At 39.7% G+C, this 15,453-nt stretch carries 12 protein-coding genes and 1 tRNA gene; 2 read left to right on the forward strand and 11 right to left on the reverse strand.

Annotation, left to right across the window (positions count from 1 at the left end):
• Both feoB and radA read left to right on the forward strand, forming a co-directional pair.
• Positions 1 to 1,130: ferrous iron transport protein B (gene feoB, locus ABGX27_02865; protein ID MEO2068433.1), on the forward strand; the 1,130-nt coding region annotated here is incomplete at its 5' end.
• 10 nt (positions 1,131 to 1,140) lie between these two features.
• On the forward strand, positions 1,141 to 2,451 hold the full coding sequence (gene radA, locus ABGX27_02870) for a DNA repair protein RadA (protein ID MEO2068434.1): 1,311 nt from the start codon (positions 1,141 to 1,143) through the stop codon (positions 2,449 to 2,451).
• 58 nt (positions 2,452 to 2,509) lie between these two features.
• On the opposite strand, the gene rpoC is transcribed toward radA, so the two are convergent.
• The 11 genes from rpoC to tuf form a co-directional block, all read right to left on the reverse strand.
• On the reverse strand, positions 2,510 to 6,922 hold the full coding sequence (rpoC, locus tag ABGX27_02875; protein ID MEO2068435.1) for a DNA-directed RNA polymerase subunit beta': 4,413 nt from the start codon (positions 6,920 to 6,922) through the stop codon (positions 2,510 to 2,512).
• A gap of 54 nt (positions 6,923 to 6,976) precedes the next feature.
• Positions 6,977 to 11,293, reverse strand: coding sequence for a DNA-directed RNA polymerase subunit beta (gene rpoB / locus ABGX27_02880; GenBank protein ID MEO2068436.1), 4,317 nt, complete (start codon positions 11,291 to 11,293; stop codon positions 6,977 to 6,979).
• 114 nt (positions 11,294 to 11,407) lie between these two features.
• Positions 11,408 to 11,785 (reverse strand): 50S ribosomal protein L7/L12, encoded by a 378-nt coding sequence (rplL, locus tag ABGX27_02885; protein ID MEO2068437.1) that lies wholly within the window; start codon positions 11,783 to 11,785, stop codon positions 11,408 to 11,410.
• Between the two features lie 40 nt (positions 11,786 to 11,825).
• On the reverse strand, positions 11,826 to 12,353 hold the full coding sequence (rplJ, locus tag ABGX27_02890; protein ID MEO2068438.1) for a 50S ribosomal protein L10: 528 nt from the start codon (positions 12,351 to 12,353) through the stop codon (positions 11,826 to 11,828).
• 211 nt (positions 12,354 to 12,564) lie between these two features.
• On the reverse strand, positions 12,565 to 13,287 hold the full coding sequence (gene rplA / locus ABGX27_02895) for a 50S ribosomal protein L1 (protein ID MEO2068439.1): 723 nt from the start codon (positions 13,285 to 13,287) through the stop codon (positions 12,565 to 12,567).
• A 58-nt stretch (positions 13,288 to 13,345) separates the two neighbouring features.
• Positions 13,346 to 13,771 (reverse strand): 50S ribosomal protein L11, encoded by a 426-nt coding sequence (gene rplK, locus ABGX27_02900; GenBank protein ID MEO2068440.1) that lies wholly within the window; start codon positions 13,769 to 13,771, stop codon positions 13,346 to 13,348.
• 18 nt (positions 13,772 to 13,789) lie between these two features.
• On the reverse strand, positions 13,790 to 14,527 hold the full coding sequence (gene nusG, locus ABGX27_02905) for a transcription termination/antitermination protein NusG (GenBank protein MEO2068441.1): 738 nt from the start codon (positions 14,525 to 14,527) through the stop codon (positions 13,790 to 13,792).
• Between the two features lie 9 nt (positions 14,528 to 14,536).
• Positions 14,537 to 14,719, reverse strand: a complete 183-nt coding sequence (secE, locus tag ABGX27_02910) for a preprotein translocase subunit SecE (protein MEO2068442.1) — start codon at positions 14,717 to 14,719, stop codon at positions 14,537 to 14,539.
• Positions 14,720 to 14,834: 115 nt separating this feature from the next.
• A tRNA-Trp gene (locus ABGX27_02915) sits at positions 14,835 to 14,910 on the reverse strand.
• 27 nt (positions 14,911 to 14,937) lie between these two features.
• Complete coding sequence (gene rpmG / locus ABGX27_02920) at positions 14,938 to 15,102, reverse strand: 50S ribosomal protein L33 (protein MEO2068443.1); 165 nt, start codon at positions 15,100 to 15,102, stop codon at positions 14,938 to 14,940.
• A gap of 67 nt (positions 15,103 to 15,169) precedes the next feature.
• A partial coding sequence (tuf, locus tag ABGX27_02925) for an elongation factor Tu (GenBank protein MEO2068444.1) occupies positions 15,170 to 15,453 on the reverse strand: 284 nt, incomplete at its 5' end.

Below are 15,453 nucleotides of genomic sequence, written 5' to 3' on the forward strand. Positions count from 1 at the left end.
CTCCATTCCCAGGAATTCCCATTTTTTTCCTAATTATGGGACTTGTTTTTAAACTAACCTTTGTTTTTAGTTCACCAATAAGTGAATTTATTGACAGAATTTTTAGTGAGTTTTTACCAAGTTTTGTTCTTACCAATTTTTCATTCTTGCCAAAAAGTATTGTATCCCTTATTAACGATGGTATTTTGGCGGGGGTTGGATCTGTTATTGTTTTCTTACCAGTTCTTGGTGTTCTCTATCTTCTCATGTCTGTCTTGGAAGACACAGGCTACATGGCAAGAGCAGCGGCTTTGTGGGATAACTTTATGAGAATCTTCGGACTAAGTGGAGCTTCAGTAATACCGATTATTTTAGGTTTTGGCTGTAACGTTCCTGCTATTTACGCTACAAAAGCGATGAGGTCTTCTTCTCAAAGGCTTATTACTATGCTGATAATTCCATGGATTTCTTGTGGAGCGAGACTCCCCGTTTATTTACTGCTAACAAGCTTATTCTTCAAAGAGTATCAAACCCTTGTTATTTTAACTCTTTATGCTGTAGGGATATCTCTTGCATTGCTTTTGGCTTTTATTCTTTCTCACTTTTTAGACAAGACAAAAGACGATTTCTTTATAGAACTTCCAAGGTATAAGTTTCCCTCCTGGAACGTTGTTTTTAACCAGACTTTCTTAGAAGTTAAAGATTTTGTCTATAAAGCTGGAACTATTATTTTTGCCATTTCAGTATTCATTTGGGCTTTGGCCTCTTTACCGACTACCGAATCTTACGCGGGAGAAAACACTTTAATAGGTCACGTTGGGAAAATGCTTCTTCCCCTCTTTCAGCCAATAGGAATAGAAGACTGGAAACTAATAGTTGCACTCATTTTTGGAGCTGTTGCAAAAGAGGTAATAGTTGGAACTCTTGGAACGCTTTACAGTGGTGAAGCTTTAAAGTACGTTCTTTCTCCTGAAGCCGCACTTGCGTATCTATTTTTTGTTTTACTTTATATTCCTTGTGCTGCTACTATTGCAGCTATAAAGCAGGAAAGCGGTTCTTGGAGATGGGTAATTTTTTCCGTTGTCTTGGAACTTATCGTTGCATACCTTGTAGCCTTCACAGTTTATAGAGTAGCAAAAGTTATCTTCTAGAGATTAAAGGATGGGGAAGAAAAAGACAGTTTACGTTTGTCAAACTTGTGGATTTAAATCTTTTAAATGGGCGGGAAAGTGTCCAGATTGTGGCAGTTGGGGAAGTTTTGTTGAAGAAGTTGAATTTTCAAAACCTTCCAATATTAGAACTTCTTGGGTAAAACCGACAAGGAAAGAACCTTTACCTTTAAGCAAAGTAGGAGAGGAAAAGGCAGAAAGAATCTTTTCTGGAATTAATGAGTTTGATAGAGTTCTTGGTGGAGGGGTAGTTAAAGGCTCTGTTATGCTTCTTTCGGGAGAGCCAGGAATTGGTAAGTCTACCTTTTTACTTCAGCTTTCTGAAAAGTTCTCAAGATATGGGAAAGTTCTCTACATTACAGCCGAAGAATCTCCAGAACAGGTAGCTTTAAGGGCAAAAAGGCTTGGAATTACCCAAGATGAAATTTATCTTCTTGCAGAGAATAACCTTGAAGAAATTGCGAATTTTATAGAAAAGGTAGAACCATCTTTTGCAATCTTTGATTCTATTCAAACCTTTTACCTCCCTTACATTGAATCTGCCGCTGGTTCAGTGTCACAAGTAAGGGAGTGTGCTGCTTTTATTACAAACATCTCAAAGAGTAAAAAGATTACTTCGTTCATTGTTGGACATGTTACGAAAGAGGGGAATATTGCAGGACCAAAGGTTTTAGAGCACATTGTAGACGGTGTTTTCCAGTTTGAAGGGGATAGAGGCTACAACTTTAGGGTATTCAAAAGTTTAAAAAATAGATTTGGTTCTACCGGAGAACTTGCTGTCTTTGAAATGACAGATAGAGGACTTATAGAGGTTCCAAATCCTTCTGAGTTTTTCCTTTCGGAAAGACCTGTTGGGAAACCGGGGACTGTCGTTTTTGCTGGCATGGAAGGAAGTCGTCCTCTTCTTTTAGAGGTTCAAGCACTCGTTACTAGGGCTACCTTTTCAACTCCTCAAAGAAGGGCAAAAGGCATTGATGTTAACAGACTCTCTATAATAGTTGCTGTAATTGAAAAGGAGCTTGGGTATCCTTTGAGAAACTTTGATGTCTTTGTGAATATTGTAGGAGGTATCAGGGTAGATGAACCTGCAGTAGATTTACCGATTGCTGCTGCAATAGTTTCCAGCTACCTTGAAAGACCTGTCAAAGAGAGAGTTGTTCTTTTTGGAGAGGTTGGACTAACTGGAGAGGTAAGAAGAGTTAAGTTAGAGGAATTAAGAGTAAAAGAAGCTGAAAAAAACGGTTTTGAAGCTGTTTTGGATATTTCTTCAATCCTTGAGATACCTGAGAAAGTTTTGGAATAGTTTTGAAAATAAAAAAGCCCCGCCACTGGCGGGGCTGAGCACAAGATTATCTAAAGTATTAGTTTTCAGTAGCTTTTTCGCAAGGAGCCCAAGATACTTTTCTATATTCCTTCCTTCCGGTTCCTGCAGGGATAAGTCTTCCGATAATAACGTTTTCTTTGAGACCTCTTAGGTAATCACGCTTACCGGCAATAGCTGCTTCAGAAAGAACTCTTGTTGTTTCTTGGAAGGATGCAGCAGAGATAAAGGAGTCTGTGGAGAGAGCAGCTTTTGTAATACCTGTTAAAACAGGTCTTGCCTTAGGAGGTCTCTTACCTTCCCTAAAGAGTTGGTCTCTGACTCTTTCAAACTCTTCCCTATCAACGATTTCTTCAACCAAGAAGTTGCTATCTCCTGCATCCTCAATTCTTACTTTTGAAAGCATCTTTCTGATGATTACTTCAAAGTGTTTGTCGTTAATGTCAACTCCTTGTGCACGGTAAACGGACTGTATTTCATCAAGTAAGAATCTTGCTACAGCTCTTTCTCCTAGGATGTTAAGAATGTCGTGTGGATTGAGCTGTCCGTCTGTAAGAGGTTCTCCAGCCTTAACGTAGTCACCGGTTCTTACATAGATGTACTTACCTTTTGGAACTTCGTATTCTCTTTTTACGCCGGTTTCTGGATCGAGGATTGTAATAATCTTCTTGTTCTTGTCGGTTTCAATGTAAACCTTTCCGCTGATTTCAGCCAAAATCGCAGTATCTTTGGGTCTTCTTGCTTCAAAGAGTTCCGCTACTCTTGGAAGACCACCTGTAATGTCCTTTGTACCGCCGATCTTTCTTGGAAGTCTTGCAATCTGTTCACCAATTTCAACTTTCTGTCCTTCTTTGACCATTATTCTTGCACCAACAGGAAGTGGGTAGAAGTCAATAACGTTTCCTTCATCGTCAAGAAGTTCAACTGTTGGCTCGTAAGGTAAGGTTCTGTACTCTATAACGACCGGTTCATTTTCGGAAATGGTAACTCCCGGAATAATGTCCTTGTATTTAACTGTTCCGTTCTTTAAAGCGAGAATTGGGATTGCGTGAGGATCCCATTCAGCCAGAATTTGGCCTTTCTGAACTTTGTCTCCGTCTTTTACTCTTAAAATAGCAGCGTATGGGAGATCGTATCTTTCAAGGTGTTTTCCTGTCTTTTCATCAACTACCGCTATCTTCCCGGCTCTGTTGATAACAATAGTATTTCCATTTCTGTCTACTATTGTGTTTACGTCAAAAATCTTCACGATACCATCATGTTTGGCTCTATATTCGGAGGCCTCAGCTCCACGCATAGCGATACCACCAATGTGGAAGGTACGCATGGTGAGCTGAGTTCCTGGTTCACCGATGGACTGAGCTGCTATGATACCAACAGCTTCTCCAAGCTGAACAGGTCTTCTTCTTGCAAGGTCTCTACCGTAACACTTGGCACATACTCCAAAAGAAGCACGGCAAGTAAGAACAGATCTAATTTTAACCTTATCTATTCCAAGGTCTTCAATTCTTTGGGCTATTTCATCGCTTATTTCTTCATCTTTCTTAACAAGAACTTCTCCTGTTAGAGGATCAATGATGTCTTCAGCTGCGTATCTTCCAGCAATTCTCTTGGAAAGTGGAATAACAATTTCTCCAGCTTCAATTAAAGCAGATACTTCAATTCCGTCATCGCATCCACAGTCTTCCATGGTGATAATTACATCTTGGGCAACGTCTGCAAGTCTTCTTGTAAGGTATCCAGCGTCGGCAGTCTTTAGAGCTGTATCTGCAAGACCCTTTCTCGCACCGTGTGTGGAGATAAAGTACTCAAGAACTGTTAGACCTTCACGGAAGTTAGAAATAATAGGTGTTTCGATAATTTCACCGGAAGGTTTAGCCATAAGACCACGCATACCGGCAAGCTGTCTAATCTGTGTAACGTTACCACGGGCTCCGGAGTGTAGCATCATGAATACAGGGTTAAATCTTCCGTCGTTTGGAAGTCTTCCACGACCATCGAGGTCATGGTTTTTCATGTAATCCATCATGTCTTTTGTAACTTGTTCTGTAATCCTTGTCCAGATGTCAACTATCTTGTTGTAACGTTCATCCTTAGAAAGGAGACCTTTCCTGTATCCTTCCTCTATTTCTGCAACTTCTTTTTTAGCTTTCTCAATTAACTCTTTCTTAGAAGGTGGAATGTGTAGGTCATCAATTCCAATTGATAGTCCGCCAAGAGTAGCTTGGATGAAACCAGCCTCTTTAATTCTGTCAAGCATATCGACAGTGATTTCGTTTCCAAGTTTCTTATGAATATCAGCAATAAGTTCTGCTACTGCTTTCTTTGTCATTACTTTGTTAACAAATGGGTAGTTTTCAGGAAGTAGTGTATTGAACTTAACTCTTCCAACAGTTGTTTCTATAACCTCAGGTTTTCCAGAAGGACTCTTATGGGCAGGAATTCTTACCTTTATCTTAGCGTGAAGATCAACTTCTCCAAGGTCTAAAGCTTTTAGGACTTCATCTATTGAAGAAAATGCCTTTCCTTCTCCCTTGGCACCTTCTTTTTCAAGAGTCATGTAGTAAAGACCAAGAACCATGTCTTGAGATGGAACTGCAAGTGGCTTTCCGTGAGCAGGGGATAAGATGTTCTGGGTAGATAGCATCAATGTGTAAGCTTCAAGCTGAGCCTCTAAAGAAAGTGGAACGTGAACTGCCATTTGGTCACCGTCGAAGTCCGCGTTGAACGCGGTACATACGAGAGGGTGAAGCTGAATAGCTTTACCTTCTACAAGAACCGGTTCAAACGCTTGGATAGATACTCTGTGAAGTGTTGGAGCACGGTTTAGAAGAACAGGGTGTTCTTTAATCACTTCTTCCAAGCACTCCCAAACTTCAGGCTCCTGCCTTTCAACCATTTTCTTAGCTTGTTTTACAGTGTTGGCATATCCTTTCTCTTCAAGTCTTCTATAGATGAAAGGTTTGAACAGTTCAAGAGCCATTACCTTTGGAAGACCGCACTGATGCATCTTTAGTTCTGGACCGATAACAATAACGGCACGTCCTGAGTAGTCGACACGTTTTCCAAGAAGGTTTTGTCTAAATCTACCTTGCTTACCTCTTAAAACATCTGATAGTGACTTTAATGGGTGTCCTTTAGAACTCTTAACAGGTCTTCCTCTTCTTCCGTTATCTATAAGAGTGTCAACAGCTTCTTGGAGCATACGCTTTTCGTTTCTAATAATGATATCTGGAGCATCAAGCTCGATGAGTCTCTTAAGTCTGTTGTTTCTGTTTATAACTCTTCTATAAAGGTCGTTAAGATCTGATGTAGCAAACCTTCCACCTTCAAGTGGAACAAGAGGACGAAGTTCTGGTGGAAGAACTGGAAGAACTTCAAGAACCATCCATTCAGGTTTATTGTTTGAATTAAGGAATGATTCAACGATCTTTAGACGTCTTACGAGCTTTTTAAGCTTAGCTTCTGTTGTATCTTTTCTTGCTGCTCTTCTTATTTCTTCTTTTACAAGCTCCTTGCTTTGAATCTTTCCTTGTTCAACTAAAAACTCAACATACCAATCTAAAGCTTTTCCGCCCCTTTCAGCTTGAATGCTGAACTGTTCTTTTAGTTTCTTGTACTCTGTATAGTCAATAATCTGTCCTTTTTCGAGTCCAGAATCTCCAGGGTCGGTAATAACAACAAGAACGTTTTTAACGATACCAATGATTGTATCTTCAGAAAGGCCTGTATAGTAAGAAAGGGTGTCTACTGCAGCTTTAAAGACGTTGGGTAATCTTTTTTGAAGGTCTGCATTGATGGAGCTAATCTCACCGGAGTACATCTTAATTTCTTCACGAAGCTCTTCTGCAAGTTCTTCAAGATCTACGCGCTTTAGGGCTTCTTTTATACCAGCAGCCCCAATACCAACTTCAAAAGCATCTTCACCAAGTTCTTCTACCTTTTCTCTATATTCTTCTTCAGTAAGAATTTGAAACTTCTTAAGACCTGTTTCTTCTTCATCTCCTGGGTCAAGGACAATATAGCTTTCAAAGTAAACTACTCTTTCAACTTCTCTTACAGAAAGTCCAAGAAGAGCTCCAATTTTGCTTGGCACAGACTTAACGTACCAAATGTGGGTACAAGGAGCTGCAAGCTCAATGTGTCCAAATCTTTTTCTTCTTTCTTTAGAAAGAGTTACTTCAACACCACATCTATCACAAACTACTCCTGCGTATTTAGAACCTCTATACTTTCCACAGAGACATTCCCAATCTCTAATTGGACCGAATATTCTTGCGCAGAAAAGACCATCTCTTTCCGGCTTTAAAGTTCTATAGTTAAGGGTCTCTGGTAGCTTTACTTCTCCGTAAGACCATTCTCTAATCTTCTCAGGAGACGCAAGTCCAATCTCTATTGCATCAAAATCAAAAGTTTTTGGCTCTTCAGAGAAAACGATCTCTTTCTTACTCACTATGAGTTCCTCCTTAAGGGGTTTAGAAGCCCCCCGAAGGGGGCAAAGAAAGGATTATTCTTCCTCTTCAATGTTCTTAATGAACTTAACATCAAGGGCAAGGGCTTTAAGTTCCCTTACGAGAACGTTAAAGGACTCAGGAAGACCTGGTTCGAAGGAGTATTTACCTTTAACTATGGCTTCGTAAACTCTTGATCTACCCTCTACGTCGTCAGACTTAACAGTTAACATCTCTTGGAGTGTGTAAGCAGCTCCATATGCTTCAAGTGCCCAAACTTCCATTTCTCCAAATCTTTGTCCACCAAACTGAGCCTTTCCCCCAAGTGGCTGTTGAGTAATAAGAGAGTATGGACCTGTAGAACGGGCGTGAATCTTGTCATCAGCAAGGTGGATGAGTTTGAGCATGTACATATAACCAACGGTTACATCTTGGTCAAAAGGTTCTCCTGTTAGACCATCGTAAACTTTAAGCCTTCCGGTTTCTGGAAGACCTGCACGTTTTAGAAGGTCTTTAATTTCTTCTTCCTTTGCACCGTTAAAGATAGGAGATTCAAATCTTATACCTTTAGCGAGTTTCTTAGCTACTTCTCTTAGTTCATCATCAGAAAGAGAGTCTATAAGTTTGGAAATTCTTTCATCATTGTATATAGCTTTGATTTCTTCTCTAACTTTTTGGAGGCTTTCCTTCAAGAGCTTGTTTATCTTTTCTCCAAGAGCTTTAGCAGCAAGTCCTAAGTGAACTTCTAAAATCTGTCCAACGTTCATACGGGAAGGAACACCGAGTGGGTTAAGAACAATGTCAATAGGTGTTCCATCTTCAAGGAATGGCATGTCTTCAACAGGTCTAATTTGGGAGATAACACCCTTGTTACCGTGGCGACCTGACATCTTGTCACCAACGGTAAGCTTACGCTTAGTTGCTATGTAAACTTTAACCTTTTTGTTAACTCCAGCAGGTAAGTCATGCCCCATTTCAAGGGCAGCTTTCTTCTCTTCGTAGATGTTCTCAACAAGGGCAATCTTATCAACAGCTTTAAGTCTTATCTTCTTGAGTTCTTCAGCTGTCTTCTCATCATCAATGATGGAAGGTTTTCTAAGAGCAAAGAAGACCATCTGTTCTACTTTGTCTTCCGTAATTGTCTCTCCACTTGCAAGAACAAGGTTTCCTTCTGCGTCGTAAACGTCTTCCCTTACTTTCTTTCCTAAGATTAGTTCAGCAGCCTTGCGGTCTCTGTCTTTCTTAATAAGAGCGATTTCTTCTTGCTTTTCTCTTTCAAGTCTTGCCTTTTCTTCAGCTTCAATAAGCTGAGTTCTTGGATCTTTCTTTTCACCTTTTCTTGAGAGGATCTTGACGTCTATTACAACACCTTCTACACCGTGAGGAACGTAGAGAGAAGAATCTTTAACACCTTTTGCTTTTTCACCAAAGATTGCCTGTAAGAGTTTTTCTTCTGGAGTTAGAACTTGTTCTCCCTTCGGAGTAACCTTTCCAACAAGTATGTCTCCAGGCTTAACGTAAGTTCCAATTCTTACAATTCCAGATTCATCAAGGTTTCTAAGAAGAGATTCTGAAACGTTAGGAATGTCCCTTGTAATTTCCTCTCTACCAAGTTTTGTTTCTACTGCCTCACATTCAAACTCTTGTATGTGAATGGATGTATAAACGTCATCTTTAAGAAGTCTTTCACTTACTAAAATAGCGTCCTCAAAGTTGTATCCGCGCCATGGCATAAATGCTACAAGAACGTTCTTTCCAAGGGCAAGTTCTCCATTTTCCATAGAAGGACCATCAGCGATTATCTGTCCTTTCTTAACCCTTTCGCCCTTTCTAACGATAGGTCTTTGGTTAATGCAGGTCTTTTGGTTAGACTTTTGGAATTTCTTAAGTTCGTAAACGTCAAATCCTGTATCTACAGATAGTCCGCCTTCTTCAATTTCATCTGGATCAACTCTTATGATGATCTTGTCAGCAGTTACGCTTTCAACTACTCCAGAACGTTTTGCTACTACTGCAGCACGGCTGTAAAGGGCTACTTCTTTTTCCATTCCGGTTCCAACAAGAGGTGCCTCAGTTTTGATAAGAGGCACTGCCTGACGTTGCATGTTGGAACCCATGAGGGCACGGTTAGCGTCGTCGTGTTCAAGGAACGGAATTAAGGATGAAGAAACAGAGAATACCTGCTTTGGTGAAACGTCCATAAACTGGACTTCTTCGCGTTTTACAAGCTTAAATTCGGCTTTATGTCTTGCCATTACGGTATCGGCGGCAATGTAGCCGTTCTCATCAACAGGAGCGTTAGCTTGGGCAATTACGTAGTTTTCTTCTTCGTCTGCTGTCATGTAAACGATTTCGTCTGTGACTTTTCCGTTAACAACTTTTCTGTAAGGAGTTTCAAGGAATCCAAGCCAGTTAATTCTTCCGTAAGTTGTTAGGGAGTTGATAAGACCAATGTTTTGACCTTCTGGAGTTTCAATTGGACAGATACGTCCATAGTGGGATGGGTGAACGTCACGAACCTCAAAACCTGCTCTCTCCCTTGTGAGACCTCCTGGACCAAGGGCAGAAAGACGTCTCTTGTGGGTTGTTTCAGCAAGTGGGTTTGTCTGATCCATAAATTGACATAAAGATGTAAGTGTAAAGAATTCCTTAAGAGGGTTTAAAGCAGTTCTTGGGTTTATTAGATCTTGTGGCATTACAGAATCTATATCAGCAACTGCAAGTTTTTCCCTTATAGCTTTTTCTAGTTTGAAGAGACCAGATTTAAAGGCGATTTCAGCAAGTTCACCTACACCTCTAACACGTCTGTTTCCAAGGTGATCTATATCGTCGTATTCCCTTAATCCTGCATGAACTTCTAAAAGTGCCTTTACCGCACCGATAATGTCAGCTTTATGTAGAATCCTTCCAGCGTCATCGTAATCAGGTTCAACAGGGATTTCGCCTATAGGTAAAGAAGATAGCTTAAGTGCTACTTCGGAAGTTATTAGAGTTCCTTTTAGAACTACAATATCTCCGTCTTTATTTTGGATATCTTCGGCAACTCTAAGAGGAGGTAACCATTCTATAGACTTTAAATCTTCCCTTGTTAAACGAGAAAGCTTTTCTTTTGGATAAATCTTTTCATTTATCTTAGCTCTACCAACACGGGAAAGGTCGTAATTCTTGGAGCTGAAGAACATGGTTTCAAATAGTCTTTTAGCACCTTCTACAGTTGTAGTATCTCCAGGACGAACCTTTCTGAATATCTCTATGTAAGCTGCTACTACAGGATCCTCTATCTTTTCTCTTACTCTATCTTTCTTTTCCTTTCTTAATGTATTTACAATGACTGCACCGTAAGGAGTAGCTTTTGTATTAACAGCCTTAAATTCAGCTCCTTCTGGAAGTTTTCTAGAACTTGTGGAAAGTTCTTCGTAACTTTCCTGAACAACCTCTCCAGTTTCTGGGTCAATGATGTCGGAAACGAGGTAATATCCATTTAGTTCTTCAGAAGCTTTTACTTCTCCAGTTTCTACGTTTACAATTTCTCCATTTTCTACCCTAAACGTTTCTATATTATCACCGTAAAAGATTTTTAGAATTTCTTCATCTGTTTTTATTCCAAATGCTCTTAGAAGGTATGTTCCAATAAATCTTCTCTTTCTATCTATTTTCGCGTAGAAAACTTCGTTGTGAGGAATTTCAAACTCAAGCCATGATCCCATTGCAGGGATTATGCTTGCTATGTCAATAATTCTTGCTACTTGAGTTGTTTTTGATACTTCACTCTTGAAAAAGAGACCCGGGGATCTATGAAGCTGGCTTACAACTACTTTTTCTGTTCCATTTATGATAAATGTTCCCCTTTCTGTCATAAGGGGAATTTCACCAAAGTACATTTTGTTTTCTTTAATAATTGGAGCTATTTTTTCTCCAGTTTTTGGATCTTTTTGCCATACATGTAGTTCAAACAGAACCCTTAGAGGAGCGCTATAGTCAATTCCTCTTTCTTTACATTCATCTGGAGTGTATTTTGGACGGAAAACAACTTCCATTCCACATTTTGGACAAACAACTCCTTTTCCACCGAGTCCTTGAAACTTTCCGCACTTGCAGTACCAATCCCCTATTTCGTAACCTTTATAGTGAATTTCAACACCTGTTTGTTCATCTATTATTGGGAATGCTTGTCTAAAAGCAGATTCTAGTCCTACATTTTCTCTTTTATCTGGTGCTTTGTTTAATTGAAGAAATCTTTCATAAGATTCAAATGGAAATTGAAGGAGATCCGGAATTGGAAATGTTTCTTTTTTCTTTGCAAAACTTTTTCTTGGGAGGGATTTTAGAGTTTCTTTTTGAGAGGATGAGGCTGTTTTTTGGATTTTTCCCATTCTTGACCTCTTCTTACTGAAATTTTTTGTGTTAAAATACGAGAAGGGAGACTACCCCATTGGCAGTCTCCCGAGCAAAGAAATTATATTCCTACCTTTCTAAGTTTTCAAGTCTTACTTGATTTCTACTTCAGCACCAGCTTCTTCAAGCTTCTTCTTGATTTCTTCAGCTTCTTCCTTAGATACTCCTTCCTTAACTGGCTTTGGAGCTCCGTCAACAAGTTCCTTAGCTTCCTTGAGGCCAAGTCCTGTGATTTCTCTTACAACTTTGATAACGTTGATCTTCTTAGCACCTGGAGACTTGAGGATAACGTCAAATTCTGTCTTCTCTTCTGCAGCAGCTCCAGCAGCAGCTCCAGCAGCAGCAACAGGTCCAGCAGCAACTACTGGCATGTCAGATACGCCAAACTCTTCCTTGATAGCGTTGATGAGATCAACAAGCTCAAGAACTGTCATGTTCTTGATAGCTTCGATGATTTGCTCTTTTGTGATTTCTGCCATCTTTTAAACCTCCCTTAAAGTTTCTTGAAATTTAAGCAGATTCCTTTTCAGCTTTAACATTTTCAAGAACAGTAACAAGTTTTGTAAATAGGTTATCAAGAGACCAAGCAATAGCGTTGACTGGATACTTGAGCGTAAATGCAAGTTGTCCAAGTAGTTCTTCTCTTGAAGGTAGAGAAGCAAGTTGCTTAATCATTTCAACATCGGCTACTTTACCTTCAACAACAGCAGCTTTAAACTTTAACTTAGATTCTTTGTCTTCAAAGTACTCTTTTAGAACTTTTGCAGCTGCTACAATGTCATCAAAAGCAAAAACAATTCCTGTAGGTCCAACAAAAGCATCTTTAATTTGTTCTACTGGAGTTCCAGGATAAGCGTGTCTCATAAGAGTGTTCTTAACCACTTTGTATTCAGCACCGGCTTCTCTTAAGGATCTTCTTAACTTGTTGCTTTCAGCAACAGTCATTCCCTGGAAATCTGTAAGAATAACAAGAGATGCCTTTTGAAATTTTTCTTTAATTTCCTTAACTATTTGTTCTTTAGCCTTTCTCGTTTTCAAAGGAGCAACCTCCTATATGGGTTTAAGGTGGGATGTAGAGGGAGGGCATAGACTGGAAGGGAATATGAAGACTTTTCATCTTCCGGTCTCAAGTAGGCTGCCCTTTTTGGGCATTTAAGCTATGCACCTACCCTCTACGACCACCAAAACGCAAGCCAAATTCTATTCAAATTTTTAAAGTTGTCAACCCCCAAAAACGGGGGCCTAGGAATTACTCGGCAGATTGTGCTCTATTTATAGCATCGAAAATGTCAACCTTAACTCCAGGATCCATTGTCGCTGAAACAGCAATGCTTTTTACGTACTGTCCTCTAGCTCCAGAAGGTTTAGCAGCTAAAATAGCTTTTAGAAGAGCTACTGCGTTTTCAAGAAGTTTCTGTTCGTCAAAAGATACCTTTCCTATTGGAGCGTGAACAATACCAGCTTTTTCTACTTTGAAGTCTACCTTACCGCTCTTCGCTTCCTTAATTGCTTTCGCTAAGTCAAATGTAACTGTTCCTGTTTTTGGGTTTGGCATAAGTCCTCTTGGACCGAGGATTCTACCAAGTCTACCAACTTTTGCCATCATATCTGGTGTAGCGATGAGAACGTCAAAGTCAAGCCATCCTTGCTGGATCTTTTGAATAAGGTCATCTCCGCCAACAAAGTCAGCTCCAGCTTCCTGAGCTTCTTTTAACTTTTCACCTTGAGCAATAACTGCAACCTTCCTTTCCTTTCCAAGTCCGTGAGGAAGAACTACACTTCCCCTTACCATTTGGTCTTGGTACTTTGGATCAACATTTAGCCTTACAGCCATTTCGACAGTTTGATCAAAGTTTCTTTTTGTTACGTCTGCCATTTTCTTTACAAGGGCAATTGCTTCATCAAGGGAATAAAGCTTCTTTCTGTCAACAAGCGCTAAAGCGTTCATGTACTTTTTACCGTGTTTTGGCATCCTCTACCTCCTTAACGGCTTTTTCTTGCCTCCCACCTTTAGGTGGTCGGTTGATTGGTTAGTCAACAATCTTTACTCCCATGTTTTCAGCTGTTCCAGCGATGATTTTCATTGCAGTTTCAATGTCGTAGCAGTTAAGGTCTTGCATCTTTTGTTCAGCAATCTGTCTTAGCTGTTCCCTTGTAATCTGTCCTACCCACTCTTTCTTTGGATGGTGGGCACCTTTTTCAATTCCAGCAGCCTTTTTGATGAGAACGGAAGCTGGAGGTGTTTTTAGAACGAAGGAGAAAGATCTGTCTGCGTAGATTGTAATAACAACAGGGATAACAAGTCCTTTTTTGTCTGCAGTAGCGGCGTTAAAAGCTTTTACAAACTCCATAATGTTTACACCGTGCTGACCGAGAGCTGGACCAACAGGTGGTGCTGGAGAAGCTTCACCTGCAGGTAGCTGGAGCTTTACTTCAGCTACAACTTTCTTTGCCATAACTTCCTCCACTCAAGATTAACTTATTTTTTCGACTTGATCAAATTCCAGTTCTACTGGTGTTTGCCTATCAAAAATGTTAACCAAAACTATAATCTTTTCACGCTCAGGGTCAATCTCTGAAATTGCACCTTCAAATCCAATAAATGGACCTTCTTTAATCTTGACTTTATCTCCAATGTCAAACTTGAGCTTTCTAACCTTAGGTATACCCTTCTTAAGTCTTTCAAGCATTGCTTTAATTTCCGATTCTGGAACGACAACTGGCTTTCCAGCTGCACTTACAAATCCTAAAACCCTTGGGACCCTTCTTATTATGCTTTGAAGGTTCTTGTCAAGATCTGCCTTAATAAAGATGTAACCAGGATAAAGTTTGTCTCTTAGTTCTATCTTTGCTTCAACTTTGTTTTCAGGGCACTTTATTCTTTGACCTATTTTCTCTATAGGTTTTTCAGGTTCACACTTTTTCTTTTCGCACTCGCAAGATTCAACCCAGACCTTACCATCCTCAATTCGAAAAACAACTTTCTTTCCTTCTTCCCCCTCTACTTCGTATATTCTTGGTTCTCCGTGTAAAGGGATAGCCCCCTTTTCTTTACCTGCTACTTTAAAAACAACTTTTTCCATTGCAGGAATAAAAATTTCTTCTACTTTTTCTAAAAGACCTTCTTCCTTTAAAGTTTTAAGTATGTTTGCCTTTACCCTGTGTTCAAATCCCGACTGAACGTGGAGGGAGTACCACTTTTTCTCTTCCATATCTACCCCTTATTTTTCTATTATCATTTTTAGAGCTTCTGTAAGACCTGTATCCAATATAAAGAAGTAAACAGCAATTATGGCACAAAAAATAATAACTCCGAACGTTGCTTCTATTACTTCCTCTTTTGAAGGCCAAGAAACTCTTTTTAATTCCTCTTTAACTTCTTTTAAAAAATCAATTGGAGACATTTTTTACCTCTAAAATTTCATTTAAGCATAAAAAATTTTAAAGTTTTTTAAATTTTTGGATTTTTGAGTTTAGGAGTTTTTTGTTATGAAGGCAATAGGTAATAATAAAAATAAATGGCAGGCCAGGAGGGACTCGAACCCCCAACCGCCGGATTTGGAGTCCGGAGCCCTGCCAATTGGGCTACTGGCCTACCAAATTCTGCTGGAGATAATATAGACTATTTTACTTCTCTGTGCAAGGTGTGTTTATTGCACCATGGGCAGTATTTACGAAGTTCAAGTCTATCTGGAGTGTTTCTTGTATTTTTAGTAGTGGAGTAATTTCTTCTTTTACACTCTGTACAAGCAAGTTGTATGTTAGTACGAGGTCCTTTCTTAGCCATTTTTTCTCCCCGTTAAAAAAGTGATTATTATAAAGTGCCCCGTAGAGGGGCACAGGTTGATTCCTAATTAGTCTAGAATTTCAGTAACGACGCCTGCACCAACAGTTTTACCACCTTCACGGATAGCGAATCTGAGACCTTCTTCAATAGCAACAGGCTTTAGGAGTTCAACTTCGAAAGTAACGTTATCACCAGGCATTACCATTTCAACGCCTTCAGGAAGTTTAACCTTTCCTGTTACGTCTGTTGTTCTGAAGTAGAACTGTGGCTGATATCCGTTGAAGAATGGTGTATGTCTTCCACCTTCTTCCTTAGAGAGAATGTAAACTTCAGCCTTGAACTTCTTGTGTG

The organism is Desulfurobacteriaceae bacterium (genome assembly GCA_039832905.1).
Classification (GTDB): domain Bacteria; phylum Aquificota; class Aquificia; order Desulfurobacteriales; family Desulfurobacteriaceae; genus Desulfurobacterium.

Bases quoted from the DNA above. Each gene is read 5' to 3' on its own strand.
- radA (MEO2068434.1), top strand. From the start codon at position 1,141: ATGGGGAAGAAAAAGACAGTTTACGTTTGTCAAACTTGTGGATTTAAA.
- rpoB (MEO2068436.1), bottom strand. From the start codon at position 11,293: ATGGGAAAAATCCAAAAAACAGCCTCATCCTCTCAAAAAGAAACTCTA.
- rplA (MEO2068439.1), bottom strand. From the start codon at position 13,287: ATGCCAAAACACGGTAAAAAGTACATGAACGCTTTAGCGCTTGTTGAC.
- rplK (MEO2068440.1), bottom strand. From the start codon at position 13,771: ATGGCAAAGAAAGTTGTAGCTGAAGTAAAGCTCCAGCTACCTGCAGGT.
- nusG (MEO2068441.1), bottom strand. From the start codon at position 14,527: ATGGAAGAGAAAAAGTGGTACTCCCTCCACGTTCAGTCGGGATTTGAA.
- secE (MEO2068442.1), bottom strand. From the start codon at position 14,719: ATGTCTCCAATTGATTTTTTAAAAGAAGTTAAAGAGGAATTAAAAAGA.
- rpmG (MEO2068443.1), bottom strand. From the start codon at position 15,102: ATGGCTAAGAAAGGACCTCGTACTAACATACAACTTGCTTGTACAGAG.